The sequence below is a fragment of the Sphingomonas sp. GW821-FHT10C01 genome (assembly GCF_059415525.1).
Map to the genome: position 1 here is coordinate 920,122 of NZ_JBWKNK010000001.1, position 24,077 is coordinate 944,198.

The 24,077-nt window shown below is 65.8% G+C and carries 24 protein-coding genes; 12 read left to right on the top strand and 12 right to left on the bottom strand.

Features of this window, described 5'->3' with window-relative positions; genetic code table 11:
• Positions 1-85: 85 nt before the first annotated feature.
• The 5 genes from petA (at position 86) to AC07M1_RS04465 (ending at position 4,026) form a co-directional block, all read left to right on the top strand.
• A complete protein-coding gene (gene petA, locus AC07M1_RS04445; RefSeq protein WP_495161356.1) occupies positions 86-658 on the top strand; it encodes a ubiquinol-cytochrome c reductase iron-sulfur subunit in 573 nt (190 codons plus the stop codon).
• A gap of 11 nt (positions 659-669) precedes the next feature.
• On the top strand, positions 670-1,959 hold the full coding sequence (locus AC07M1_RS04450; RefSeq protein WP_495161357.1) for a cytochrome b: 1,290 nt from the start codon (positions 670-672) through the stop codon (positions 1,957-1,959).
• Positions 1,960-1,976: 17 nt separating this feature from the next.
• Positions 1,977-2,810 (top strand): cytochrome c1, encoded by an 834-nt coding sequence (locus AC07M1_RS04455; RefSeq protein WP_495161358.1) that lies wholly within the window; start codon positions 1,977-1,979, stop codon positions 2,808-2,810.
• A gap of 77 nt (positions 2,811-2,887) precedes the next feature.
• Entirely contained in the window at positions 2,888-3,427 is a 540-nt protein-coding gene (locus AC07M1_RS04460) for an adenine phosphoribosyltransferase (RefSeq protein ID WP_495161359.1), read from the top strand.
• Between the two features lie 71 nt (positions 3,428-3,498).
• The gene (locus tag AC07M1_RS04465) at positions 3,499-4,026 is read left to right on the top strand and encodes a hypothetical protein (protein ID WP_495161360.1); all 528 of its coding nucleotides are present in this window, start codon (positions 3,499-3,501) and stop codon (positions 4,024-4,026) included.
• Here AC07M1_RS04465 and AC07M1_RS04470 read toward each other — a convergent pair whose 3' ends face one another.
• Positions 4,027-4,473 (bottom strand): MaoC family dehydratase, encoded by a 447-nt coding sequence (locus AC07M1_RS04470; RefSeq protein WP_495161361.1) that lies wholly within the window; start codon positions 4,471-4,473, stop codon positions 4,027-4,029. It abuts the gene before it with no gap.
• Between the two features lie 38 nt (positions 4,474-4,511).
• On the bottom strand, positions 4,512-5,744 hold the full coding sequence (locus AC07M1_RS04475) for an alkaline phosphatase family protein (protein ID WP_495161362.1): 1,233 nt from the start codon (positions 5,742-5,744) through the stop codon (positions 4,512-4,514).
• A gap of 87 nt (positions 5,745-5,831) precedes the next feature.
• On the opposite strand from AC07M1_RS04475, the gene AC07M1_RS04480 reads away from it, so the two are divergent.
• The gene (locus AC07M1_RS04480; protein WP_495161363.1) at positions 5,832-6,668 is read left to right on the top strand and encodes an oxygenase MpaB family protein; all 837 of its coding nucleotides are present in this window, start codon (positions 5,832-5,834) and stop codon (positions 6,666-6,668) included.
• 31 nt (positions 6,669-6,699) lie between these two features.
• Here AC07M1_RS04480 and ychF read toward each other — a convergent pair whose 3' ends face one another.
• From ychF to AC07M1_RS04495, 3 genes are all read right to left on the bottom strand, one after another.
• Positions 6,700-7,800, bottom strand: coding sequence for a redox-regulated ATPase YchF (ychF, locus tag AC07M1_RS04485; protein ID WP_495161364.1), 1,101 nt, complete (start codon positions 7,798-7,800; stop codon positions 6,700-6,702).
• 120 nt (positions 7,801-7,920) lie between these two features.
• A complete protein-coding gene (locus tag AC07M1_RS04490; RefSeq protein WP_495161365.1) occupies positions 7,921-8,454 on the bottom strand; it encodes a glycine zipper 2TM domain-containing protein in 534 nt (177 codons plus the stop codon).
• A 78-nt stretch (positions 8,455-8,532) separates the two neighbouring features.
• Positions 8,533-9,132, bottom strand: coding sequence for a TIGR02466 family protein (locus AC07M1_RS04495; RefSeq protein WP_495161366.1), 600 nt, complete (start codon positions 9,130-9,132; stop codon positions 8,533-8,535).
• Between the two features lie 250 nt (positions 9,133-9,382).
• Here AC07M1_RS04495 and AC07M1_RS04500 point away from each other — a divergent pair, with 250 nt between their 5' ends.
• Both AC07M1_RS04500 and AC07M1_RS04505 read left to right on the top strand, forming a co-directional pair.
• A complete protein-coding gene (locus AC07M1_RS04500; RefSeq protein WP_495161367.1) occupies positions 9,383-9,919 on the top strand; it encodes a hypothetical protein in 537 nt (178 codons plus the stop codon).
• A 167-nt stretch (positions 9,920-10,086) separates the two neighbouring features.
• A complete protein-coding gene (locus AC07M1_RS04505; RefSeq protein ID WP_495161368.1) occupies positions 10,087-11,073 on the top strand; it encodes a transferrin-binding protein-like solute binding protein in 987 nt (328 codons plus the stop codon).
• 83 nt (positions 11,074-11,156) lie between these two features.
• Here the strand turns inward: AC07M1_RS04505 and pth are convergent, their stop codons facing one another.
• From pth to AC07M1_RS04525, 4 genes are all read right to left on the bottom strand, one after another.
• Positions 11,157-11,732, bottom strand: a complete 576-nt coding sequence (gene pth, locus AC07M1_RS04510; RefSeq protein ID WP_495161369.1) for an aminoacyl-tRNA hydrolase — start codon at positions 11,730-11,732, stop codon at positions 11,157-11,159.
• Between the two features lie 81 nt (positions 11,733-11,813).
• Positions 11,814-12,491 (bottom strand): 50S ribosomal protein L25/general stress protein Ctc, encoded by a 678-nt coding sequence (locus AC07M1_RS04515; RefSeq protein ID WP_495161370.1) that lies wholly within the window; start codon positions 12,489-12,491, stop codon positions 11,814-11,816.
• 149 nt (positions 12,492-12,640) lie between these two features.
• Positions 12,641-13,486 (bottom strand): TraB/GumN family protein, encoded by an 846-nt coding sequence (locus AC07M1_RS04520; RefSeq protein WP_495161371.1) that lies wholly within the window; start codon positions 13,484-13,486, stop codon positions 12,641-12,643.
• A 133-nt stretch (positions 13,487-13,619) separates the two neighbouring features.
• Positions 13,620-15,053, bottom strand: a complete 1,434-nt coding sequence (locus tag AC07M1_RS04525; protein ID WP_495161372.1) for a hypothetical protein — start codon at positions 15,051-15,053, stop codon at positions 13,620-13,622.
• A gap of 199 nt (positions 15,054-15,252) precedes the next feature.
• Here AC07M1_RS04525 and AC07M1_RS04530 point away from each other — a divergent pair, with 199 nt between their 5' ends.
• From AC07M1_RS04530 to AC07M1_RS04545, 4 genes are all read left to right on the top strand, one after another.
• Positions 15,253-16,134, top strand: coding sequence for a glycine--tRNA ligase subunit alpha (locus AC07M1_RS04530; protein ID WP_495162812.1), 882 nt, complete (start codon positions 15,253-15,255; stop codon positions 16,132-16,134).
• Positions 16,131-18,335: a glycine--tRNA ligase subunit beta gene (glyS, locus tag AC07M1_RS04535; RefSeq protein WP_495161373.1), complete on the top strand. Its 2,205-nt coding sequence runs from the start codon at positions 16,131-16,133 to the stop codon at positions 18,333-18,335. The genes AC07M1_RS04530 and glyS overlap by 4 nt, the downstream gene beginning before the upstream one ends.
• Positions 18,336-18,531: 196 nt before the next feature.
• Positions 18,532-21,210, top strand: coding sequence for a pyruvate, phosphate dikinase (gene ppdK / locus AC07M1_RS04540; protein WP_495161374.1), 2,679 nt, complete (start codon positions 18,532-18,534; stop codon positions 21,208-21,210).
• Between the two features lie 50 nt (positions 21,211-21,260).
• Positions 21,261-21,755: a chorismate--pyruvate lyase family protein gene (locus AC07M1_RS04545; protein ID WP_495161375.1), complete on the top strand. Its 495-nt coding sequence runs from the start codon at positions 21,261-21,263 to the stop codon at positions 21,753-21,755.
• Here the strand turns inward: AC07M1_RS04545 and AC07M1_RS04550 are convergent.
• From AC07M1_RS04550 to AC07M1_RS04560, 3 genes are all read right to left on the bottom strand, one after another.
• Complete coding sequence (locus tag AC07M1_RS04550) at positions 21,752-21,988, bottom strand: hypothetical protein (protein WP_495161376.1); 237 nt, start codon at positions 21,986-21,988, stop codon at positions 21,752-21,754. The two genes, AC07M1_RS04545 and AC07M1_RS04550, sit on opposite strands and share 4 nt — an antisense overlap.
• Positions 21,989-22,049: 61 nt before the next feature.
• On the bottom strand, positions 22,050-23,048 hold the full coding sequence (locus AC07M1_RS04555) for a type II secretion system F family protein (RefSeq protein WP_495161377.1): 999 nt from the start codon (positions 23,046-23,048) through the stop codon (positions 22,050-22,052).
• Positions 23,049-23,052: 4 nt separating this feature from the next.
• On the bottom strand, positions 23,053-24,030 hold the full coding sequence (locus AC07M1_RS04560; protein WP_495161378.1) for a type II secretion system F family protein: 978 nt from the start codon (positions 24,028-24,030) through the stop codon (positions 23,053-23,055).
• Between the last annotated feature and the right edge of the window lie 47 nt (positions 24,031-24,077).

The following is a 24,077-nucleotide window of genomic DNA, read 5'->3' on the forward strand; positions in this document are numbered from 1 at the left end:
GGGCTTGGCGTTGCGTTCGCGCGTTTCGCCGCACCGGTTTTTACAGGCGCATTCGCGCAGAATTATGAAGTGCAAGGGCTGATGCATGGCAACGCATGATGAAGCTGTTACCCAGGACGGAGCGATCGACGCGCCGGCCGATCCCCGCCGTCGTGACTATCTCGCGATCGGTGCGGTCGCCTGGGCGGGTGTTGGCGCAGGCGTCGTCGCGCTGCCGCTGATCAACCAGATGAGCCCGTCGGCCGACGTGCTCGCGCTCTCGACCACCGAACTCGACGTGTCGGCGATCCAGCCAGGCCAGTCGGTCAAGGCGACCTTCCGCAAGCAGCCGCTGTTCGTGCGCAACCTGACCCAGAAGGAAATCGACGAGGCGAACGCCGTGCCGGTTTCGGACCTGCGCGATCCCCAGACGCTCGCGCAGCGCACCAAGGAAGGCAAGTCGAACTGGCTGGTCACCCTTGGCGTGTGCACCCATCTGGGCTGCGTGCCGCTGGGCGCGGGCGAGGGCGAGAACAAGGGGCCGTTCGGCGGCTATTTCTGCCCATGCCATGGTTCGGCCTACGACACTGCGGGCCGCATTCGTACCGGCCCGGCGCCGACGAACCTGCACGTTCCCGAGTATGAATTCATTTCCGACACCGCGATCCGGGTCGGCTGAGGGCTATTGGCATGAGCTTCCCATGGGCAAAGCAGTATGAGCCGAAGCATCCCGTGATGAAGTGGGTGGACGATCGTCTGCCCCTTCCGCGCTTCGTCTACAACGCCGTCGGCGCCGGCTATCCGGTGCCGCGCAACCTCAACTATTTCTGGAACTTCGGCGTCCTCGCCGGGATGTTCCTGACGTTCCAGCTGATCACGGGTATCGTGCTGGCGATGCACTATGCGGCCAATGCCGGCATCGCGTTCGACAGCGTCGAGCACATCATGCGCGACGTGAACGCCGGCTGGTTCCTCCGCTATGCGCACGCCAACGGCGCGTCGATGTTCCTGCTGGTGGTGTACATCCATATCGCCCGCGGCCTGTGGTACGGTTCGTACAAGGCGCCGCGCGAGATGGTGTGGCTGCTCGGCGTCGTCATCTTCCTGCTGATGATGGCCACCGCGTTCATGGGCTATGTCCTTCCCTGGGGCCAGATGAGCTTCTGGGGCGCGCAGGTGATCACCGGCTTCTTCTCGGCGATTCCGGGAGTGGGCGAGACGATCCGCGTGTGGTTGCTCGGCGGGTTCGCGCCGGACAACGCTGCGCTCAACCGCTTCTTCTCGCTTCACTATCTGCTGCCGTTCGTGATCATGGGTGTGGTCATCCTCCACATCTGGGCGCTGCACATTCCGGGTTCGTCGAACCCGACCGGCGTCGAGGTGAAGAGCGAGCAGGATACCGTGCCGTTCCATCCCTATTACACCGCCAAGGATGGCGTGGGTGTGGGCGTGGCGCTGCTGGTGTTCGCGACGCTGATCTTCTTCGCGCCGAACCTGCTGGGTCACCCGGACAACTATATCCCGGCCAACCCGCTCTCGACCCCGGCGCACATTGTGCCCGAATGGTACTTCCTGCCTTTCTACGCGATCCTGAAGTCGTTCACGATCGACTTCCTGTTCCCGGCGAAGCTGTGGGGCGTGCTGGCGATGTTCGGCTCGATCCTGCTGCTGTTCTTCCTGCCGTGGCTCGACACCTCGCCGGTCCGTTCGGCGAACTACCGCCCGACCTACAAGTGGTTCCTGCTGGTGCTGCTGGTCGACGTGCTGGTGCTGGGTTACATCGGCGGCGCCGCGCCGACGCCGGGCGTGATCCTGATCGGTCAGATCGCGACCACCTACTACTTCCTGCACTTCCTCGTGATCCTGCCGATCGTGTCGGCGATGGAACGCCCGCGTCCGCTGCCCAACTCGATCACCGAGGCTGTGCTGGGCGGCAAGGGCGGCACCTCGCCTGCGCAGACCGCGCCGGCTGCCGAATAAAAGGGGCTTGAGATAACATGGTTCGCATTGGCGGATTTATCGTCGGCGTCGGGTTTGTCTTCGCCCTTCTGCTCGGCATCTTCGACACGGTGTCCAACTGGATCAAGGAGCCGCCCAAGGCGACGGTCGAGGCGAAGTTCCACGAACACGCCAAGAAGCCGGGCTTCTCGTTCGAGGGCATGTTCGGCAAGTACGACAACCGGCAGCTCCAGCGCGGGCTTCAGGTGTACAAGGAAGTGTGCGCGGCCTGCCACTCGCTGCGGCTGGTGTCGTTCCGCGACCTCCAGGCGCTGGGCTATAGCGAAGGCCAGGTGAAGACCATCGCCAAGGGCTTCCAGGTTCCGTCGATCAACCCGGAAACGGGTGAGCCGGCGACCCGTGACGGCGCGCCCTATGACCGCTTCCCGTCGCCCTATGCCAATGACGTCGCTGCGCGCGCCGCGAACAACAACGCGATTCCGCCCGACCTCTCGCTGATGGCGAAGGCGCGTCCGGACGGCAGCAACTATATCTACTCGCTGATGACGGGTTACCAGAACCAGCCGGCCGCGCTGGTGAAGGAATTCCCGGAGGCGAAGACGGGTGAGGGGCTGCACTACAACCCCTATTTCCACACCCTCAACCTCGCGATGGCACAGCCGCTGAAGGATGGTCAGGTGACCTATTCGGACGGCACCGCCGCGACGCTCGACAACTATGCGAAGGACGTTGCGGCGTTCCTGACCTGGACTGCCGAGCCGAAGATGGAAGCACGCAAGACCGCCGGTCTCGCCACGCTGATCTTCCTCGTGATCTTCTGCTTCCTCGCTTATGGCGCCAAGAAGCAGATCTGGCGGAACGTGAAGGACTAAGCTCCTCCGCCTGACACTTTCTCCGTCGGCCCGGGAAGCGATTCCCGGGCCGTTCGCTTTTTTGAAGGAGGCCGCCAGTGACCGCCCTTGCCGACGATCTCGCCGCGCTGATCCGCACCATTCCCGATTTCCCCAAGCCCGGGATCCTGTTCCGCGACATCACCACGCTACTGCTCGACCCCGCGGGGCTTGCTCGCGCGGTCGAAGCCATTGTCGACGCGGTGGATGGCCCGATCGACCTGGTCGCGGGAATCGAGGCACGCGGCTTCATCTTCGCCTCGCCCGTCGCGCTGGCGCTGGGGGCTGGTGTGCTGCTGGTGCGCAAGGACGGCAAGCTGCCCGGCGCGACCATCGCCGAGGATTACGCGCTGGAGTATGGCACCGACAGGATCGCGATCCATGCCGACTCCTTCGCGCCCGGCGCACGCGTGCTGCTGATCGACGACCTGATCGCCACCGGCGGCACCGCGCGGGCGGCGGTGCGGCTGCTGCGGAAGGCGGGGGCAACGGTCACTCAGGCGGCGTTCGTGATCGACCTGCCCGAGCTGGGCGGTGCCGACGCGCTACGGGTGGAAGGGGTCGACGTCGTTACCCTCGTGGCCTTCGACGGCCACTGAGGGAACCCTGCGGCCCTCTCCGCCGTTTCGGGACGGTTAAGGGCGCCTTCACGCGTCCGTGGAGAGCGACCATGCATATCCCGCGTATCTTCACCGCCGGCCTGATCGGGGCGGCGGCGCTTGGGGTTTCCGCCTGTACTGACGGCTATGGTTATTCGGGCGTCTCGGTCGGCTATGGCAGCGGCGGCTATTATGACGACGGCTATTATGGTGGCAGCTACGGCAACCCCTATTGGGGCTGGCAGGGCGACTATTATTATCCCGGCACCGGCTACTATGTCTATGACAGCTATCGCCGCCCGTATCGCTGGAACGACAGCCAGCGCCGCTATTGGGAGCAGCGCCGCCAAGGTTGGCGCGGCGATCGCCGCGAGGTCCGCGACAATTGGCGCGAATTCGGCCGTGACCGACGTCAGGACGACCGCGACTATCGCCGGGACCGGCGAGGTGACCGGGATGCCTATCGCGACGGCCGCGTGACTCGCGACCAGTTTCGCGAGGAGCGGCGGGACGACCGGCGCGACTATAACCGTGAGTATCGCCAGGATCGGCGCGAGCTGGGCCGCGAGAACCGTCGCGACCGGCGGCGTCCGAACTAGTTAGGCCGGACGCCGGGCGACCAGGCCGCGGGCCACGAAGCTCATCACCGGCTCGTCATGCTGGTTATAGACGGTCATGCGCGCGCGCGTCCGGCCCATTTCGGGGCGCTTCTCCATCGCCTCCTTCTCGAGCAGCTCGTTCTCGCAGCGCAGCGTATCGCCGGGAAAGACCGGCTTGATCCAGCGCAGCTCGTCAATCCCGCCCGCGCCTAGGCTGGCAGAGGGATTGGCCTTCATATGCGCGACGAACATCGACATGGTCATCGCGCAGGTGTGCCAGCCGCTCGCCGCCAGCCGCCCGAAATGGGTTCTGGCCGCCGCCTCGTCGGACAGGTGGAAGGGCTGCGGATCATATTTCTCCGCGAACTCCAGCACTTCCTCGCGCGTCACTTCGTACGATCCGAAGCTCGCCTTGTCGCCGACCGTCAGGTCCTCGAAATACTTCATACAATCAGTTTCGATCAGAAACGGATTTGATGCAAGTCCTATGGCGTGACCGGCGCCAATGTCGCCGCGTCCCCATCGATAGCCTGCGCCGGGGGTAGACCGGTGAGGCGGCGCAGCAGCGGATAGACGTCGACATTGTCGAATACCGGCAAGGTGCCGGTCCGGGCGATCGAGGGGCCGTGGGCGATGAACAGCGCGCGCATCTCCGTGGCGTCGGGATCCCAGCCATGTTCGCCCTTGCCGGCACTTTCCGCCGGCGGGCCGGAGGCGATCATCCAGCCCATTTCGGGCAGGCACAGGAAGGATGGCGTGCGCGGGTTGCTGCCATAATGGAGGCGCGCGGGGATCGCGTTGCGGCGCCAGCATCGCATGTGCGGGTGGGGTTTCAGCAGCACCGCGGCAAGATCGCCGTCGCGTCCCGGCGCGGGCTCGATCGCGGCATAGGGGCCTTGCTCGATCACGCGATACAGGTCGGCGGGCATCATCTGGTCGAGCCGGATCCGGCGTTCGGGGCTGGAGCCGCCCATGCCGTGATCGGCGACGATGACGAGGTTGGCCGGCTGACCAAGGGATGCGAGCGCGCGGGTCAACCTCGCGATCTGCGCATCGATCTCTGCCAGGGGCTTGTCGAGGTCCCGCGCCTGAGGCCCGAGCTTGTGACCGGCGCTGTCGATTGTGTCGAAGTAGACGGCGACTAGTCGCGGGCGGACTGCCGTCGGGCGGCGCAGCCAGTCGATCACGGTATCGACGCGCGCCTCACTGGTCACCGACATGTCGAACGGGCGCCAGTCCGAGGGGCGGACGCCATTCACCGCGACGCTGGAGCCGGGCCAGAACAGGATCGAGCTACGGATGCCTGCGCGTTCCGCCGCGACCCAGATCGGCTCGCCCTGGTCCCACCAATACGGCTCGGACGACGCCTGGGTGAAGCGCTCGCCGGGCCGGGCGGGGTCTTCGAACCGGTTGGCGACGATGCCATGGCGATCGGGCCGCTGCCCGGTGACGAGGGTGTAGAAATTGGGGAAGGTCTTGACCGGGAAGGAGGGGCGCATCGCCCCGTGTGCGCCCTCCGCCGCCAGCCGCGACAGCGTCGGGGTGACGCCGCGGTCGAGATAGTCGGCGCGGAAACCGTCGATCCCGATCAGGATCGTCACCGGTGCCCGCGTCTCCCGGATCGGAGCGGGGGAAGCGTTCGGCGCGATCGCGGGGGCTGTACAGGCGTGAAGCAGGGCGGCCATCGCGGCGAGGGTCAGGGATCGGAACCAGTGCATGCGCGCGGCCTATCCGGATCGGATGACAAGGTGAAGGCGGGGCCAAGGACCGTTGCCGGAGACATGCATCGCGCCTAGCTTCGATCCATGTCTCCGCCCGATCTTGCCGCCGGCCTGCGCACCCGCCTGATCGGGGTGGTCCGGCGCACCTTCAATGATCAGGACAAGGGCGAGAAGCCGGTCCAGCGCAGCGATAACGCGCTCTTCCCGCGCGATAGCGTCACTTGGCGCGTGCATGGCGACGTGACGACGATGATGGTTGGCGGGGTCGCGTCGCTGCTGCTGCAGATGCTGCACCCGGCGGTGCTGGCGGGCGTGTGGGACCATAGCGCCTTCCGCAAGGACATGCTGGGGCGCCTGCGCCGCACCGCGCGCTTCATCGCCGATACCACCTATGCCGAGCGTGGTATCGCCGAAGCGAGCATCGCCAAGGTGCGTGAGGTGCATGAACGGGTCGCGGGGACGCTGCCCGACGGCACGCCCTATCGCGCCGACGACCCCGAATTGCTGGCGTGGGTGCACGTCACCGAGATGTGGAGCTTCCTTGCGGCATGGCAGCGCTATGGCGTGCCGATCAGCCGTGCCGAGGAAGACATCTACTACGCGGAGACCGCGCGGACTGCCGAAGCGCTCGGCACGAATCCGATTCCGCGCAGCAAGGTCGAGGCCGAAGCCCTGATCGCCGCCATCCGCCCTCAGCTGGTCGTCGACGCCCGCACCCGTGAGGTCGCGCGCTTCGTGCTGGAGCATCCGGCGCCCAATTTGATCATCGCGCCCGCCCAGACCGCGATCTTCGCGGCGGCGGTCGACCTGCTGCCCGACTGGGCACGGGCGATGCACGGCCTCAAGCGTCCGCCTGCCGCGCCGCTGGTGCGCGGATCGACGCTGGCCATCGCCAAGACCTTTCGCTGGGCGTTCGGGTAAGTTCCCTCTCCCCGGAGGGAGAGGGGGAGACTCAGACGTTGAAGCGGAACAGCATCACGTCGCCGTCCTGGACGACATATTCCTTACCCTCCGAACGTAGCTTGCCGTTGTCGCGCGCGCCGGATTCGCCGTTGAACTTGACGTAATCGTCAAAGGCGATGGTCTCGGCGCGGATGAAGCCGCGTTCGAAATCGGTGTGGATCTCGCCCGCCGCCTGCGGCGCCTTGGCGCCGACATGGGTGGTCCAGGCACGTGCTTCCTTGGGACCGACGGTGAAGAAGGTCAGCAGGTGGAGCAGCGAATAGCCGGCGCGGATCACGCGGGCGAGGCCGGTTTCGTCAAGGCCCAGCTCGCCCAGGAACTCGCCGCGCTCGTCGGCGGGCATGGTCGCGATCTCGGCCTCGATCGCGGCGGAGACGACGACGGCCTCGGCACCCTCCGCCTTGGCCTTCTCGAACACGCGCGCGGAGAAGGCGTTGCCGTTGGCGGCGTCTTCCTCGTTGACGTTGCAGACATAGAGAACCGGCTTGGCGGTGATCAGCTGTGCCTGCGCGAACAGGCGCTCTTCCTCGATATCCTTGGGCACGGTCAGCCGCGCGGGCTTGCCCTCGCGCAGCAGGTCGAGCGCCTGGCCGAGGACGCTGGCGGCGATCTTCGCCTCCTTGTCGCCCTGTGCCGCCTTTTTCTGGAGATTGGGGACGCGCTTTTCGAGCGATTCGAGGTCGGAGAGCATCAGCTCGGTCTCGACCGTCTCGGCGTCGGCGATCGGATCGACCTTGTTGTCGACATGCTGGATGTCGTCATTCTCGAAGCAGCGCAGGACGTGGACGATCGCGTCCACCTCCCGGATGTTGCCGAGGAACTGGTTACCGAGGCCTTCGCCCTTGCTCGCGCCGCGCACCAGGCCGGCGATGTCGACGAAGCCGAGCTGGGTCTCGATGATCTTGGCCGATCCGGCGATCTTCGCCAGCGAATCGAGGCGGGCGTCGGGCACGGCGACGTTGCCGACATTCGGCTCGATCGTGCAGAAGGGATAGTTGGCCGCCTGCGCCGCCGCAGTCTCGGTCAGTGCGTTGAAAAGCGTCGATTTGCCGACATTCGGCAGGCCGACGATGCCGCAGCGAAAGCCCATGATCTGGTCCTGTAACTCGGGAAAGGCGCGCAGATAGGGCGGACGGGCGCAAAAGGCCAGCCCAACAAGAAGGCCCGCTGGTCTTGCGACCAGCGGGCCTGTCTCGTCAGTTCGCGCGGATCAGCGGCAGCGAACGTTGCCGCGGTCGATCTCGCGACCCGCGAGCGCGCCGCCGGCGCCGCCGAGCAGCACGCCGAGCAGGTCGCCATTGCCGATCGCGCCGCCCAGGATGCCACCCAGCGCCGCGCCGACCACCAGGCCGGTGGTGCCATCGTTGCGGCGGCAATAATAGCGCCCGTCACGGCCGCGATAGATCTGGTCCTGGCGGCCCAGGCGCCGTTCGCGGTAGTTGCCCTGGCGATAATTGTTATAGGGATCCCAGTTGCGATCGCTGCGGTCGCCGCGCCAGCGATAGTCGCGTTGGCCATCCCGGTCGCGATCACGCCAGTTCCGATCCCGGTCCCGCCAGTCACGGTCACGATTGTCGTCGCGATTCTGATCGCGCCAGTCGCCACGGCGCTCATTATGTTCGCGATCCCGGTCGCGCTGGCGCTCCTCCCACGTCTGCGCATGTGCCGTGCCCGCGAATATGGGGGCGGCAACGGCAGGAACGGTCAGCGACAGCGCCAAGAGTGCTGTCAGTCCTTTGCGCATGGTGAATCTCCTCAACTTAAGCGGTTGAATCGTATCACATGCGCAATGGTTCCCGAAATTCGGCCGATCCGATGCGATTCAGCGATAGTTGAAGCTGATGCTGATCCGGTCGGCCTTGGCGTTGCCGGCGGCCACTTCGTGCCGCAGCCAGCTTTCCCACAGGAAGATCGTGCCGGGCGCGGGCTGAGCATAGACGAAGGTCTGGAGATCCTCCGGCGCGTCGGGGCGGCGAGGGGGCGCGGCCATCATCATCGGCAGGCGCGGGTCTTCAAGCTTGAGCGTGCCGGCGCCGGGTGGGATTTCGACATAGAGGGTGCCGGAGATGATGCTGTGCGGGTGGATATGCCCGGAATGGGTGCCGCCGGGTTTCAGGATGTTGATCCACAGGCTGTCGAGCTTCGGCTTGCGGCCAAGGTCGAACGCGCATTCGTCCGCGAACTTCGCCGCGTGACGGTTGAGGTGGCGGACAAGGTCGCCGAAGCGCGGGTCACGCATCGGCAGGTCATCGAGCGAGGCATAGGAGGTGTAGCCGCGATAGCCATGCGCTTTCGACCAGGCTTGGCCCGCTCGGTCCTGTGCGGCGAGGTCGCGGCACGCATCGGCCAGCTCGGCGAGCAGCGTGTCGTCGGCGAGCACCGTTTCGGAGAAGCGGGTGGCGAAGAGATTGCGGATCGTCATGGCGCTTCGCACAGCACGCGCAGGGAGCCGGCGCAAGCTCGTTTGAAAATTCGCGAAAGGGCGAATTTCAAGGCTGCACCAGCCCGTTTTTCCACTCGGCCAGCCACTTCAGTGTATCTCGATAGGTGGCCGGGTGGGGGAGCGGGCTGGTGCGGCAAATGCGCTTCAAGCGCATTTTCAGATGGTCTCTAAGACGTTGACACCCCGGTCGCAGGCGGCAAAGTCACGGCTTCCAATGGAAGGGAAGTCCATGAAGCGCATCGCTATTCTCATGCCGCTGGCGTTCGTCGCGCTCGCCGCTTGCGGCGACAACGGCGCCAAGGAAAAGGCCGCGGCGGAAGCCAAGGCGGCGGAGCAGGCCGCGCAGAAGGCCAAGCTGCTCGAGGATGCGCTGGCGCTCAACACGCGCTGCTTCGCGGCGGTGAAGTGGCAGCAGCGGCTGCTCGACAGCCCGGTGCCGCGTTCGATCGCGGGCGGCGCGGCGCCGTTCCTCGATTATTATCGCAAGATGATCGCGGACAAATTGGGCGATCAGGTGATTCCGGCCGCGGGTTCCAAGCCCGAATTGTCCAAGGCGAACCTCGACGCCTATCTCGACTGGGCAGCGAAGGACCAGGCGGCGACTGTGTTCGACAAGGGAGATCGCACCCAGAACTACGCGACCGTCACCACCTGTGTGCAGAGCGGTGCCGAGTTTGGCGCCGGTACGATGGCGAAGATCAGCCCCGCCGAGCGGCTGGGCAAGATCCAGCAGCTTCGCCAGATCATGGACGCGACCGGAAGCTGAGGCTGGTCGCGGGACGGCCACGGTTGGGCGCAGGTCCAATTGCGGTCTTTCGTTTCCGTCTCCGTCACGCTACCGGATATCGCACGCAACCCTTGCGGGCACAGCCCGTTCATCCGCGGTAAAGGCGCAAACCGCCTTGCAGATGGGCAAGTAACAGGAGTCGAAGGATGATTCGCCGTTCCATTCTGATCGCCAGCACCGCCGTGGCGCTGACCGTCGCCGGGTGCGGTGGCAAGGACCCGTCCCCGACGCCCACGCCTTCGCCCACCCCGACGCCCAGCCCGTCGCCGTCGCCGATCAGCTATTCGAGCTTCCCGCTCACCGCGCCGGCCGAGGTGTTCACCGTCAGCGCCGCGATGAGCTACACCGGCGACGTCGCTGGTCCGGTCACGCTCGGCACCGCCGGAACCGATGGCTTCTCGAACCGCGTGCGCCTTGCGCTGCAGAGCACCCTTACCTCGACGATGACCACCGAAGAGGTTGTGCGCGAGAATACCGAGGAAGCGCGCTTCACGGGTCCGGACATGCTGACCGGTCCGACGCCGGCCGCGCTGGAATATGTCTTCCGTGAGAGCACGGCGCCGACCACGGCGGGGCAGTTCACCCAGCTTGAGCTGCTCAACAACACGATCAAGGATCAGGTCACCAACGACGCGTTCCTGAAGACGCTGACGCGCGTCAGCTATGGCGCCTGGTGGCGTGGCGACAGTACGGCGGGCGCCAAGCGCGTGACCTATGGCACGTTCGGTTATGGCACGGCAGTGAGCGACATGCCGGCCGCATCCGCCGGCACGGTCAACTATACGATGCGGATCGCTGGCCGCGTGGTCATCTCGCCCGCCGCTGGCGCGAGCACCGTCGAGAAGCTGGGCGGCACCGTCACGACCTCGATCAACTATGCGACCGGCCTGGTCACGGTGACGCTGAACCTGACCTATGGCGCCGCGGCGACGCCGTACGGCACCTTTACCGGCACCGGTGCGATTGCGGCGGGCAACAACCAGTTCACCGGCAGCTTCGGCCCGGGCAGTGCCGCGGGTGGCACGTTCCAGGGTCTGGCCTATGGATCGAAGGCGGAAGAGCTGGGTATCAGCTTCGCGATCACCGGCACCAACAGCCGCGCGGTGGGCGTGGTGGTCGGCAAGAAGAGCTGATCCGCCGCAAGGCGCTGAATTCGGAAAGGGCCGGGGTGATCCCCGGCCTTTTTTCGTTTCTGCGAGGGGTCGGTGCCGTGCCTTCAGGGCTCCTGGTGCAGGCGCAGCGCGATGTCGTTCATAAAGCGGGCGTCGTCGCCCTTGGCGAGCCATTCCGCCTCACCCGCGATCGCGCCAAGCAGGTCGGAGAGGTCCTCGATCTCGGCCTTGCCGTAATTGCCGAGGACATAGCCGGTCACGCGATCCTTGTGGCCCGGATGGCCGATGCCGATGCGCACGCGGCGAAAGTCGGCGCCGATATGGGCGATCGCGCTGCGGATGCCGTTCTGCCCCGCCGCGCCGCCGCCGCGCTTCACCTTGACCTTGAAGGGGGCGAGGTCGAGCTCGTCATGGAAGACGGTCACGTCCTCGACCGGCAACTTATAGAAATCCATCGCGGCGCGGACCGATCGGCCGCTCTCGTTCATGAAGGTCGCGGGCTTGAGCAGCAGGATCTTCTGCGTGCCGACCCGCCCTTCCTGGACCCAGCCCTGGAACTTCTTCGCGGGCGGCGTGAAGTCATGCACCTCCGCGATCGCGTCGGCGGCCATGAAGCCCACATTGTGCCGGTTCATCGCATATTGCGGCCCCGGATTGCCGAGGCCCACCCACAACTGCATTGGAAATCACCCTGAAACGAAGAACGCCCCCGCACCGGGGTGCGAGGGCGCTCTAGAATAACCCGAAAGGGCGGGAAAGGCTTACTCGCCTTCCTTCGCCTCCGGCTCGCCTTCGGCGGCGGCTTCTTCAGCCGGCGCTTCGACTTCGGCCTCAGCCTCGGCAGCCGCTTCGGCTTCCTCGGACTTCAGCGCCGACGGAGCGACGATGGTGGCGATGGTGAAGTCGCGGTCTTCGATCGCGCTCTCGACGCCCTTGGGCAGGGTGATGTTCGAGATGTGGATCGAGGCGCCGACGTCCAGACCCTCGAGCGAGATGGTGATCTCGCTGGGGATGTGGGCCGCGTCGCAGACCACTTCGAGCTCGTGACGGACGATGTTGAGCACGCCGCCCTTCTTGAGGCCGGGCGACGCGTCTTCGTCGGCGAACACGACGGGCACGTTCACGTGCACCTTGGCATGCTCGGAGATGCGCAGGAAGTCGACATGGACCGGGCGGTCGGTCACGACGTCAAGCGCGGCATCCTTGGCGAGGGTACGGATCGGCTTGCCGTTCGCGCCCTCGATCATGATGACCGAGTTGAAGAAGTGGCCGGTGTTCAGCGCCTTGATGAGCGCACGCTCTTCAAGGTGGATGCTCAGCGGTTCCTGATTGTTGCCGTAGATAACGGCGGGTACGCGGCCTTCACGACGAAGCGCACGGGAGGCTCCCTTGCCAACCCGGTCGCGCGTCTCGGCCGACAGCGTAAGCGTATCGCTCATGTGTCGAATTCCTGTGCGCTAATTGGTTCATCTTCGACCAGGCCTCCAGGGATGACCCTGATCGAAGCGCGCGCCTCTACCGGAGAGTGGAGGGAAAGTCCAGTCCGGGGGACTTATGTGGGTTTCGGCACCGGCTCGCACACGCGAAACTAGTACGCCACCCGCTCGACCTTCAGGCCCTTCTCGCCCAGCAGCACCTGGACGCTGCCCTTGCCGGCGAGGTGGCCGGCGCCGACCGCGACGAACACGGTGCCGGGCTGGGCCATCCGCGCCGCGACCCAGTCCGCCCAGCGGGCGTTGCGGCGGGCGACCAGCACCTCGGCCAGCTCGGGCGAGGATTCGCCGATGCGGTTCATCTCGGCGCCGACCGTCTCGGCGTCGCCCGCCCCCCAAGCCTTGACGAAGCGCTTGAGTCGTTCGCCCGCGGTCGGCAGCTCCTTGACCGTCGCGTCGAGCATCGCGCTCTGCGCCGCGCCCGACAGGCCATCGAACGCCATCAGCTGGCCGCGCACGCTCTCCAATGCCTTGACCTGCTTGCCCGCGTCTTCCGCCGCGCTCGACAAGGTCGCCTCGACCCCGTCGTCGGCGGAATAGCCGGCCTTGGCCACCGCGCGCTGGTTGAGCGTCAGCGCGGCGAGCCAGGGCTCCATCTTGTCGATCTCGCCCTTGGCCATGCCGAGCTTCCGCGCCGCCTCATCCACCTCGGGCGCGAAGGGCGGGCCGCCGCGCGTCCCAAGCTGAGCGGTGAGCGCGGCGATCGCGGCCGGATCGGGCTTGGCGATCTCCAGCACCAGTTCGTCACTCAGGTCGAACGCCTCGCGCACCCCGTCGTCGAACCAGCGCGTGCCGGGTTCGAGCACATGGACCGTGCCGAACAGGTAGATCGTCGTGTCGTCGTCCTTCACCACCCATAATGCCGGATCGGCATTGGCGCCGAACAGCGAACAACCGGAGAGGAAGAGGGCGGAGAGGATGGGAAATGTGCGTCGGAGCATCTGGTCCTACCAAGCCCATATGTCACCGGGCCGTCAACTATCGCGCCGTTAACCAGCAGAGGCCGTTCCTGTTCCAATGCCTGCCATTCCGGCCTTCGCCGGGGCGCATTCATTCCACCCCCTCAAGGGGAAGCTAGCGGGCAAGGCCCAGCTGGACAAAGGTGCGACCGGTGGCCTTCAAGCCGTTCGTATGGACGATACCATGGTCGAACCAGGCCAGGCCGACTGCCCCGTTCAATCGCCGGATCGTGATTTCGCCGTCGGGCGCCAGCACCACGCTCATTCGGCCCGCGAACCTGTCGGGCACGCGGACGGCTTCCAGTCTGAGCTCGTCTCTGTCGACGCCGGTGGAGCCGATGTTGGTAATCGCGGTATCGTTGCAGAAGGGCGGGGCGTTATCGCCGCTGCCCAGCCGGCAATTTGCGCGAAGGATGAGCACATTGCTCTCCACAACGCGATTGAACGCGCGCCAATCCGGGACCGCGACGAGACTGTGCGGAATCCCTTCTTTACTATAGGGTCGCGTTTCAATTTTCGGCACGGCAAGGTCCGAAAATTCGTGAAACGCCGCGACAATCGCATCGGTCGTTATCGCATCGGCGTCCGCCGCCGAGATTCGAGTGAGCAGTGTATCCAGAATCGCTGGAAGCACGATGAACCGGTAGCCGTGCTGGACGTCGGCGGCGCGCCGCGCGTCTGTCAGATAGAGGTCCACGGCGGCGCCATATCGGGCGAGGAGCGCCGCGATGGCCCGCCCTCTTTCCGACGGTGCGGTCGGCGCTGTGAGTGGCATCCGTTCCATCAGCGCGCGAATCGAGGTTGCGCTGTTCAGATCGACGCGACCCAGCCGGAATGCTTCGCCCAAGGTGGCGCGCAAGGTATTGAAGCGAACAAGACCGTCCGGGTCTATTGCTTCATGGGCTGGTTGGCTGAGCGCCGCCAGTGCCGAAAGCTTGAGATTATAGGCGGTGACCCGTCGGCCAAGCGCGGCGGTGCTGGTATCGCTGCTCGACATTGCGGGCACCGCCGCGAAGGTCGAAAGTTCGCGGGCGTTCAGCCCCAAGCCGGTGTTCACGGCGACCAGATCGTCATCAACTGATTGAAGCAATGTGGTGATCGCAGAAATGTTGGTGGCCCCAAGAGGCGCGGTGAGCTCCGCAAATGTGTACCCGCTGAGCATGTCGATGCCGCGCGCCTGTATCGCCGCGGTCGGGGTTAGCGTGGCAGTCGTGTTATCATTCCGAAGGGTTCCTGTCGGACCAAATTGACCGGATGTATTGGCAAATAGAAGCCAGTCCGAAACGGCAACGCCGGCGGACTCGATCCTGTCTCCGAATATTCCCGACTTGTTGGTATCGAATGTTATTTCGCCGATCAGGGCGGCGCCGAGCCCGACGGAGAAGGTGCTGCCCGTCGGCGTCGGTGTGACCACCGGCGGCGTGGGTGTCGGCGTGGGCGGAACCGTAACGACATTCCCTCCGCCCGAACTTCCGCCCCCGCCGCAACCGGCGATGATTGCGGCGATAGACGCCGCGGCAAGTATCCGAACGAATTGAATAGACCGCATCCCGCCCCCGCTTGATATCCGGATGCCAGCTAACAAATGGTCGCAAGAATTTGTAGCGATTTTGCCACGATATTGGTGGCGGTGCGGATTGCGGAAGGGTGGCCCCCGGCAAGAACGAGGATGGCGGGGGCGGTTGACCGTGCATGGCCCCTGCGCCAAAGCGCGAAGCCATATGACCCAGCCGCTCAGCTTCCAGGGCATGATCCTCAAGCTCCACGAATATTGGAGCCAGCGGGGATGCCTGATCCTTCAGCCCTATGACATGCGCATGGGCGCGGGCACGTTCCACACCGCGACGACGCTGCGCGCGCTCGGCCCCGATCCGTGGAACGCGGCGTTCGTCCAGCCGTGCCGCCGCCCGACCGACGGCCGCTATGGCGAGAACCCCAACCGCCTTCAGCATTATTACCAGTATCAGGTAATCCTGAAGCCGAGCCCGCCCGATTTGCAGGAACTGTATCTGGGGTCGCTGGCGGCGATCGGCATCGACTTCACCAGGCACGATATCCGCTTCGTCGAAGACGATTGGGAATCGCCGACGCTCGGCGCCTGGGGACTGGGTTGGGAAGTGTGGTGCGACGGGATGGAGGTGACCCAGTTCACCTATTTCCAGCAGATGGGCGGTTTCGACTGCAAGCCGGTCGCGGGCGAGCTGACCTATGGGCTCGAGCGCCTCGCCATGTACATCCAGAACAAGGACAGCGTGTACGACCTGGCGTTCAACGACGCCGGCGAGGGGCAGGCGCAGTTCACCTATGGCGACGTCTTCCTCGAGAACGAGAAGCAGATGTCGAAGTACAACTTCGAGGTCGCCGATACCGAGACGCTGTTCGATTCGTTCCGCAAGGCGGTCGCGGAGTGCGAGAACTGCTTGACCAACAATGTGCCGATCGCCGCCTATGAGCAGGCGATCGAGGCGAGCCATCTCTTCAACCTTCTGCAGGCGCGCGGGGTGATCTCGGTCGCCGAGCGCCAGGCCTATATCGGCCGCGTCCGCGATCTGGCGAAGGGCAGCTGCGAGGCGTGGATCGCGCACATGACGCCTGAATGGACCGCCAAATATCCGGAGTGGTCGCTGTGAACGATTTCCTGCTCGAACTCCGCTCGGAGGAAATTCCGGCCCGCATGCAGGACAAAGCGCGAGAGGACCTCTCGCGCCTGTTCACCGCCGAGCTGGAAAAGGCCGGTCTCAAGGCCGGTGAGCTGGTCACCTATGCGACCCCGCGCCGCCTGACGCTGATCGCGCGCGACCTGCCCGCGCAGACGCAGGCCGTGAGCGAGGAACTGAAGGGCCCTCCCGCCGACGCGCCCGACGCGGCGATCGACGGCTTTCTGCGCAAGGCCGGGCTGACCCGCGACGCGCTGGAGACGCGCGACGTGAAGGGCCGCGCCACCCTGTTCGCGGTGATCGACAAGCCGGGTCGGGCGACCGCCGAAGTACTGGCGACGGCGATCCCCGCGATTGTCCGCGCCTTCCCCTGGCCCAAGTCGATGCGCTGGGGCGCGGCGTCGCAGTCGACCGAGAGCCTGCGCTGGGTACGTCCGCTGCAGGGCATCGTCGCGCTGTTCGGCGACGATGTCGTCGAGTTCGAGGTCGCGGGTGTCCGTTCGGGCGCGGCGACCGTCGGCCACCGCTTCCACCATCCGGGCGCGATCACCATCGGTTCGGCGTCGGACTATGTCGAGAAGCTGCGCGCCTGCAATGTCGTGGTCGACCAGGCGGAGCGCCGCGTCACCATCGCGCTCGGCGCCAAGATGGCGGCGAACAAGGCCGGCCTCACGCTGATCGAGGACGAAGGCCTGCTGATCGAGAATGCTGGCCTCACCGAATGGCCGGTGCCGCTGCTCGGCCGCTTCGACGCAGCGTTCCTCGACGTGCCGCCCGAGGTGATCCAGCTGACGGCGCGCGTGAACCAGAAGTACTTCGTGTGTCAGGACGCCGCCGGGAAACTGGCCAACGCGTTCGTGTGCACCGCGAATATCGACGCGGCCGATGGCGGCGCCAAGATCGTCGAGGGCAACCAGAAGGTGCTCGCGGCGCGGTTGGCCGATGCGCGTTTCTTCTACGAGACGGATTTGAAGGTTCCGCTCGCGGAACAGGCGAAGAAGCTCGAGAAGATCGTGTTCCACGAGAAGCTGGGCACGGTCGCCGACAAGGTCGAGCGGGTGGCAAAGCTGGCGCGCTGGCTGGTCGAGGAAGGGATCGTCAAGGGTGCGGACCCGGCACAGGCCGAACGCGCCGCGCGGCTGGCCAAGGCGGACCTCGTCACCGGCATGGTCGGCGAATTCCCCGAGCTTCAGGGCCTGATGGGCGGCTATTACGCCGCCGCGCAGGGCGAGGACGCCGCGGTCGCCGAGGCGATCCGCGACCACTACAAGCCGGTCGGACAGGGCGATGACGTGCCCACGGCGCCGGTGACGGTGACGGTGGCGGTGTCGCTGGCGGACAAGCTGGATACGATTGTGGCCTTTTTCTTGGCCGGCGAGATGCCGACGGGTTCGAAGGATCCGTTCGCGCTTCGTCGTTCAGCGATAGCTGTTATCCGATTGATCTCCGCAAACTCGTTGCGAGTAAGTCTGCGGATGGCTGCGGCCCGTTCGTATGGTTTTCTGTACGAGCAGCCAAGGAGCCGGCTTCGGAACGATGATGGGCTGGCGAGAGAGGATGTCCTCGACTTCTTCGCCGACCGCCTCAAGGTTCAGCAGCGCGAAGCTGGCGTCCGCCACGACCTGATCGACGCGGTGTTCGCGCTGGGTGGGGAGGACGATCTCGTCCGCCTGCTCGCCCGCGTCCGCGCACTCCAGGCGTTCATGGCGACCGACGACGGTGCGAACCTGCTCGCCGGGTACAAGCGCGCGGCCAACATCCTCAAGAAGGAGGGCTACGCCGCCGCCGACTCCACCCGTCATCCCGGCCCTGTGCCGGGATCCACCGCGCCGCAGGCGACGGCATCGCGGGAGGAGGGCTGGACCCCGGAACAAGTCCGGGGTGACGGAGCGGCTCCGCACAAACAACTTTCCTACACACCCGAAAATGAGGAAGCTGCCCTCATTGCCGCCCTCGACAGCGCCGAGCCCAAGGCTGCGGCTGCGGTCGAGGCGGAGGATTTCGAAGGTGCGATGGCGGCATTGGCAACGCTGCGCGCGCCGATCGATGCGTTCTTTGACAAGGTGACCGTGAACGACTCGGACGCCGCGAAGCGTGAGTCCCGCCTCGCGCTGCTCGCGCGGATGCGCGACGCCGTCCATCGCGTCGCCGATTTCGGCAAGATCGAGGGGTAAGGAAGCGACTCGCGCGCGTGTAGGACCGTGACTTTTGGGACGTTTCGGCCCGATTGGACCGCCTGCACCACGCGTCATTTTTCCGCAACACAAGCAAATCTGTTCGGTGACAGCGCTGGACAGGGTCTTCCCCCTTCTTCGCACCTGCGGTAGGCGCGCCCAACGCGCCGGGGAGGGCGCCACGGAAGGGGTTTGAATGACTCGTTATGTGTATCGCTTCGGCGGCGATGTTTCGGACGGCGGCGCCGGCGACAAGAATCTGCTCGGTGGCAAGGGTGCCAATCTCGACGGCATGGCCTCGATCGGCCTGCCCGTGCCCCCCGGCTTTACGATTTCGACCCCGGTCTGCGCGCTCTATTACGAGAATGGCGGGACCTTCCCCGACAGCCTCAAGGCCGAAGTCGCCAATGGCGTCGCGCATATCGAGGGGATCACCGGCAAGAAATTCGGCGTCGCCGCCGATCCGCTGCTGGTCTCGGTCCGTTCGGGCGCGCGTGCGTCGATGCCGGGCATGATGGACACCGTCCTCAACCTCGGCCTCAACGACCAGACCGTCGCGGGCCTCGCCGAGATCAGCGGCGACGCGCGCTTCGCGTGGGACAGCTATCGCCGCTTCATCCAGATGTATTCGGACGTCGTGCTCGAGCTCGACCATGGCCGGTTCGAGGAAGCGCTGGAGATCGCCAAGGAGGATCGCGGCTATCATCTCGACACCGAGATGACCGCGAGCGACTGGCAGGCGCTGGTCGCCGAGTACAAGGCGCTGGTGGTCGAGCTGTGGGACGGCAAGGCGTTCCCGCAGGACGTGCACGACCAGCTCTGGGGCGCGATCGGCGCGGTGTTCGGATCGTGGCAGTCGGAGCGCGCCAAGGTCTATCGCCGCCTCAACGACATTCCCGGCGACTGGGGCACCGCGGTCAACGTGCAGGCGATGGTGTTCGGCAATATGGGCGACACGTCGGCCACCGGCGTCGCGTTCACCCGTGACCCGGCGACCGGCGAGAACGCCTATTATGGCGAGTTCCTGATCAACGCGCAGGGCGAGGACGTGGTCGCGGGCATCCGCACGCCGCAATATCTGACCAAGGCCGCGCGCGAGAATGCCGGCGCCAAGCCGGCGTCGATGGAAGAGGCGATGCCGGAGGCCTATGGCGAGCTGGCGCGGGTGTTCGACCAGCTTGAGCGCCATTATCGCGACATGCAGGACATCGAGTTCACCGTCGAGCGCGGCAAGCTGTGGATGCTCCAGACCCGCTCGGGCAAGCGCACCGCCAAGGCCGCGCTCAAGATTGCGGTCGACATGGCGAGCGAAGGCCTGATCACGCAGGAAGAGGCGATCGCCCGCGTCGATCCTGCGGCGCTCGACCAGCTGCTCCACCCGACGCTCGATCCCGATGCGCCGCGCGACGTGCTGACCAAGGGGCTGCCCGCCAGCCCCGGCGCGGCATCGGGCTTTGCGGTGTTCGACAGCGACACCGCCGAGAAGCGCGCCGCTGCCGGTGACGCCGTCATCCTCGTCCGTGTCGAGACGTCGCCCGAGGATATTCACGGCATGCACGCCGCCAAGGGCATCCTGACGGCGCGGGGCGGCATGACCAGCCACGCGGCGGTGGTGGCGCGCGGCATGGGCCGTCCCTGCGTCTCGGGTGCGGGCACGCTCTCGATCAACGCCAAGGAAGGGATTGCGCGGGTCGGAGCGCGTGAAATTCGCGAAGGGGAATTGATCACCATCGACGGCTCGACCGGTGAGGTGATGCTGGGCCAGGTGCCGACGATCCAGCCCGAGCTGGCGGGCGACTTCGGCACGCTGATGGAATGGGCCGACAAGGTCCGCCGCCTCAAGGTGCGCACCAACGCCGAGACCCCGCTCGACTGCCGCACCGCGCGCGAATTCGGCGCCGAGGGAATCGGTCTGTGCCGCACCGAGCACATGTTCTTCGACGCGGCGCGCATCACCGCGGTGCGCCAGATGATCCTCGCGGCGGACGAGAAGGGCCGCCGCGCCGCACTCGACAAGCTGCTGCCCGAACAGCGCAAGGACTTCACCGAGATCTTCGAGGTGATGGCGGGGCTGCCCTGCACGATCCGCCTGCTCGATCCCCCGCTGCACGAATTCCTGCCGCACGAGGAAGCCGAGTTCGCGGAAGTGGCCGCCGCCGCGGGTCTCGACGTCGAGACGCTGCGTCGCCGCGCCGCCGAGCTGCACGAGTTCAACCCGATGCTCGGCCATCGCGGCTGCCGCCTGGGTGTGACCTATCCCGAAATCTACGAGATGCAGGCGCGCGCGATCTTCGAGGCGGCGTGCGAGGTGGCGGAGAAGTCCGGCGCGGCGCCGGTGCCTGAGGTGATGATCCCGCTGGTCGCGACCAAGCGCGAGCTCGAGCTGATGAAGGCGGTGGTCGACAAGGCCGCGCAGGCGGTGTTCGCCGAGAAGGGCCGCACGATCGAATATCTGGTCGGCACGATGATCGAGCTTCCGCGCGCCGCGCTGCGCGCTGGCGATATCGCCGAGGTCGGCGAGTTCTTCAGCTTCGGCACCAACGACCTGACCCAGACCACTTTGGGCGTCAGCCGCGACGATGCCGGCCGGTTCCTGACCACCTATGTCGAAAAGGGCATCTATGCCCGCGACCCGTTCGTCTCGATCGACGTCGAAGGGGTGGGCGAGCTGATCGAGATCGCGGCGGAGCGCGGACGCAAGGCGCGGCCGGGAATCAAGCTCGGCATCTGCGGCGAGCATGGCGGCGATCCGGCCTCGATCGCCTTCTGTGAGCAGACGGGTCTCGACTATGTCTCCGCCTCGCCCTATCGCGTGCCCATCGCGCGGCTCGCCGCTGCGCAGGCGGCGCTAGCCCGAACGAACGGGGGGAGCTGACGCACGTGGCGGCGATGGGTGGCGCGGTGAGCCTGAAACCACGCCTAGAAATGAATCCTGTCGACCGCCTCAACGCTGAACTCCTGAATGGCCGTACCGCCACCGAAGTGCTCGAGGAGCGCGCGGTCGCGTTGGGGCTTGCCGGAGCGCCGCGCGTCCATGCGCAGGTACGCCGCGACCGGCTGGTCGCGGGCGAGGCGGCTGCCCGCCGTCGCCTCGATGCCGAGGGCGAGCGGCTTGGCTATCGCCGCGTCCACTTGATGTGCGGTGAGGCGATCCTGTCGGAGGCGGTCAACTGGTACGTTGCCAGCCGGCTCACGCCAGCGATGAACGAGGCGCTGGAGACGAGCGACGTGCCGTTCGGCCGCGTGATCCTGCCTTTCTCGCCCAGCCGCCGCACGGTCTCGACCCGAATCCTGTGGGACGGGGAGGGCGCGGCGCCCGTGACGATCCTGCGTCACCGTGCGCTGGTGGTGGACGGGCAGGGCCGACCGCTGGCCGAAGTGATCGAGAATTACCGTGCGATCCTGGTGACGGGGGCCTAGTCTTCCGGCGAGGCGTCGCCCGGGGCGCGTTCCCGTTCGAGCTTGCGGATCCGTTCACGTGCCTTGAGCAGTGCCTTTTCCATCTCGCGTCGGTATTTGGCGATGATCACTTCACGCTCGCGGTAGCGTTTGCGCCATTTGCTGACGACCGGGCTGGTCGTCGCGCCGATCAGCCAGCCCGCCGCGAGCGCCGCGACGAGCAGGACCCATCCGAAGGGAGAGGTGAACGGCATCGAACTTCCCTAGCTGGCGCGACGGCGATGTGAACAGCGGCTGGCGGACACCGGTCGCGCCCTAGCCACTCATCAGCGCATCGTTGATCGAACAGGCCGCCGGCCCGAGGATCACGATGAACAGCACGGGCAGGATGAACAGGATCAGCGGCACGGTCATGATCGCGGGCAGGCGCGCGGCCTTTTCCTCGGCGCGCATCATGCGTTCGTTGCGGAACTCGCTCGACAGCACGCGCAGCGCCGAGGCGAGCGGGGTGCCGTACTTCTCGGTCTGGATCATCGTGGTGACCACGCCGCGCACCGAATCGAGATCGATGCGCTTCGCTAGATTCTCGAACGCCATGCGGCGATCGGTGAGGAAGCCCAGCTCGATCGCGGTGAGCGAGAATTCCTCACCCAGTTCGGGATAGGCCTTGCCCAATTCCCGGGAGACTCGGCCGAACGCCGCGTCGACGGTCAGGCCCGCCTCGGCGCAGATCACCAGCAGGTCGAGCGCATCGGGAATGCCCTTGCGGATCGCCGCGCTGCGCTTCTGAATCTTGTTCTTGAGATAGATGTCCGGGCCTTTGTAGGCGAGGATGAAGCTGCCCGCGACCAGGCCATAGGCCTTGATCGGCGTCCAGTCCGCGAACAGCTCGGTCCCATACACCACGAACAGCATGATCCCGCCGATCACGATCGGCATCACCATGCGGCCGAAGATCACGGCATAGGCATAATCCTTGGACCGGATGCCGGCCTGGAGCAGCTTGGTCTGCGCGGCCTGCACCTGCTCGTCCTGAAGCACCTTCAGCGATGAGAGGAAGGAGCGGAGACGATCGGTGGTGTCGTTCTGGCGGACCAGTTTTGCGCGGCGCTTGCTGGTCGATGCGGTGATGCCGGCCTTCAACTGCTCGCGACGTTCGTTGAGCGCCTTGACCCGCTTGGCCATCGGATCGCGTACCGTGGTCGCGGCGTAGATGGCGAAGAGGACGCAGAACGCCGCCACGCCCGCAAGCAACGTCGCGACATAGATGACGTCGACGCCAAGAAGTGTGGGTCCGTTGGGGCTGCTGATCATGGCATCAAATCTCGAAACTGATCATCTTGGCCATGATGAGGCCGCCGATCGCCATCCAGACGAGTCCGCCGCCGCCGGCGATCATCAGCCGTTCGTCGACGAAGAATTTCTGCATGTACTCGCCGCTGATGAACCAGATCATCATGAACACGATGAAGGGCAGCGAGCCGATGATATAGGCCGACGCCTTCGATTCCGACGACATGGCGCGAATCTTGAGCTTCATCTGCGCGCGCTTGCGCAGCACATCGGCGAGGTTGGCGAGCGTTTCGGCAAGGTTGCCGCCGGTCTCGCGCTGAATCGCGATGGTGATGCAGAAGAACTGGAATTCGGGTGTGCCCAGCCGGTCGGCGGTTTCCTGAAGCGCCTGATCGAGGGTGCGGCCGATCTTCATCTTGTCCGAGATCGAGCGGAATTCCTCGCCCACCGGGCCGTCGACCTCGGCACCGACGACGCCCATCGTCTCGGTGATCGGAAGGCCGGAACGCAGACCGCGCACCAGCAGTTCGATCGCGTCGGGAAACTTGGCGGTGAACTTGTCGATACGCTTCTTGATGAAGAAGCCGACAACAGCATGCGGGAGGCCGACGCCGACCACCAGACCGACAAGCAGCGCGAGCAGGAGCGGCAGCCCCTGGACCGCCATTGCGGCGGTGATGACCAGCGTCAGGCACAAGGTGACCAGGCCATATTGACCGACGCTCCAGCCCTTGCCGGTCATCTCGAGCCGTTTGCCGAGTAGGGCCGGGTTGGGCAGGAAGCGTGCCGCCGCCTTGTCCATGTTGGTGGCGCGCGCGGTCGAGATCTTGCGCATCTGCGCTTCGACCGCACCGGAGCCGACAACGCCGGCGTGACGATCGCGGAGCGAGGTCAGCCGCCGCGCGCCAGCCTTCTGCGCCGAGGGACCGGCGAAGGCGAGGACCAGCAGCAGCAGCACCATGAAGGCGCCCCCTGCGAGCAGCATGATCGGCAACATATCCATGCCTTGCTACGACTCCGAACCCTGAGCGGACCGGCCTTGCGCCGGCC

What these genes read in the sequence shown, in the direction of transcription:
- petA (WP_495161356.1), top strand. Translation starts at nt 86, where the DNA reads ATGGCAACGCATGATGAAGCTGTTACCCAGGACGGAGCGATCGACGCG.
- AC07M1_RS04450 (WP_495161357.1), top strand. Translation starts at nt 670, where the DNA reads ATGAGCTTCCCATGGGCAAAGCAGTATGAGCCGAAGCATCCCGTGATG.
- AC07M1_RS04455 (WP_495161358.1), top strand. Translation starts at nt 1,977, where the DNA reads ATGGTTCGCATTGGCGGATTTATCGTCGGCGTCGGGTTTGTCTTCGCC.
- AC07M1_RS04465 (WP_495161360.1), top strand. Translation starts at nt 3,499, where the DNA reads ATGCATATCCCGCGTATCTTCACCGCCGGCCTGATCGGGGCGGCGGCG.
- AC07M1_RS04470 (WP_495161361.1), bottom strand. Translation starts at nt 4,473, where the DNA reads ATGAAGTATTTCGAGGACCTGACGGTCGGCGACAAGGCGAGCTTCGGA.
- AC07M1_RS04475 (WP_495161362.1), bottom strand. Translation starts at nt 5,744, where the DNA reads ATGCACTGGTTCCGATCCCTGACCCTCGCCGCGATGGCCGCCCTGCTT.
- AC07M1_RS04480 (WP_495161363.1), top strand. Translation starts at nt 5,832, where the DNA reads ATGTCTCCGCCCGATCTTGCCGCCGGCCTGCGCACCCGCCTGATCGGG.
- ychF (WP_495161364.1), bottom strand. Translation starts at nt 7,800, where the DNA reads ATGGGCTTTCGCTGCGGCATCGTCGGCCTGCCGAATGTCGGCAAATCG.
- AC07M1_RS04490 (WP_495161365.1), bottom strand. Translation starts at nt 8,454, where the DNA reads ATGCGCAAAGGACTGACAGCACTCTTGGCGCTGTCGCTGACCGTTCCT.
- AC07M1_RS04495 (WP_495161366.1), bottom strand. Translation starts at nt 9,132, where the DNA reads ATGACGATCCGCAATCTCTTCGCCACCCGCTTCTCCGAAACGGTGCTC.
- AC07M1_RS04500 (WP_495161367.1), top strand. Translation starts at nt 9,383, where the DNA reads ATGAAGCGCATCGCTATTCTCATGCCGCTGGCGTTCGTCGCGCTCGCC.
- AC07M1_RS04505 (WP_495161368.1), top strand. Translation starts at nt 10,087, where the DNA reads ATGATTCGCCGTTCCATTCTGATCGCCAGCACCGCCGTGGCGCTGACC.
- pth (WP_495161369.1), bottom strand. Translation starts at nt 11,732, where the DNA reads ATGCAGTTGTGGGTGGGCCTCGGCAATCCGGGGCCGCAATATGCGATG.
- AC07M1_RS04515 (WP_495161370.1), bottom strand. Translation starts at nt 12,491, where the DNA reads ATGAGCGATACGCTTACGCTGTCGGCCGAGACGCGCGACCGGGTTGGC.
- AC07M1_RS04520 (WP_495161371.1), bottom strand. Translation starts at nt 13,486, where the DNA reads ATGCTCCGACGCACATTTCCCATCCTCTCCGCCCTCTTCCTCTCCGGT.
- AC07M1_RS04525 (WP_495161372.1), bottom strand. Translation starts at nt 15,053, where the DNA reads ATGCGGTCTATTCAATTCGTTCGGATACTTGCCGCGGCGTCTATCGCC.
- AC07M1_RS04530 (WP_495162812.1), top strand. Translation starts at nt 15,253, where the DNA reads ATGATCCTCAAGCTCCACGAATATTGGAGCCAGCGGGGATGCCTGATC.
- ppdK (WP_495161374.1), top strand. Translation starts at nt 18,532, where the DNA reads ATGACTCGTTATGTGTATCGCTTCGGCGGCGATGTTTCGGACGGCGGC.
- AC07M1_RS04545 (WP_495161375.1), top strand. Translation starts at nt 21,261, where the DNA reads ATGAATCCTGTCGACCGCCTCAACGCTGAACTCCTGAATGGCCGTACC.
- AC07M1_RS04550 (WP_495161376.1), bottom strand. Translation starts at nt 21,988, where the DNA reads ATGCCGTTCACCTCTCCCTTCGGATGGGTCCTGCTCGTCGCGGCGCTC.
- AC07M1_RS04555 (WP_495161377.1), bottom strand. Translation starts at nt 23,048, where the DNA reads ATGATCAGCAGCCCCAACGGACCCACACTTCTTGGCGTCGACGTCATC.
- AC07M1_RS04560 (WP_495161378.1), bottom strand. Translation starts at nt 24,030, where the DNA reads ATGGATATGTTGCCGATCATGCTGCTCGCAGGGGGCGCCTTCATGGTG.